General features: G+C 63.5%; 1 protein-coding gene. It reads left to right on the forward strand.

What is annotated here, in order from left to right:
• Positions 1 to 231: 231 nt before the first annotated feature.
• Positions 232 to 375: glycosyltransferase (locus L8K25_RS22615; protein WP_242141271.1), on the forward strand; the 144-nt coding region annotated here is incomplete at its 3' end.

Below are 375 nucleotides of genomic sequence, written 5' to 3' on the forward strand. Positions count from 1 at the left end.
TGCCTATTCGGTCTATGCCGGCGTACAGAACCTGACCGACCAGAAGCCCGATCCGGGCAATGCGATCAACCAGCCGATCTCTGCCATTGGACGCTACTTTTACACCGGTGTGAAAATACGGACGGGCAAGGTTCGATAAGCTGTCCCGAGCCGCTGGTGACGCGCGGTTCGGGAGCGGGCGAAGGCGGCAGGCTGCTTGATCGCCCGCGCAAAGCTGGCACAGGAACGGGAATGGACCCTGCCCCGCTCCCCCACACTTCGCGCCCGACCTACGACGTCGTGATTCCCTGCTACAATCGCGCGCATGTCGTCGCCGATGCGGTCGAGAGCGTCCTGTCGCAGGACCCTGCGCCACAGCGCGTGATCGTCGTCGAT

Source organism: Sphingomonas sp. TREG-RG-20F-R18-01 (genome assembly GCF_022662475.1).
Taxonomy (GTDB): Bacteria; Pseudomonadota; Alphaproteobacteria; order Sphingomonadales; family Sphingomonadaceae; genus Sphingomonas.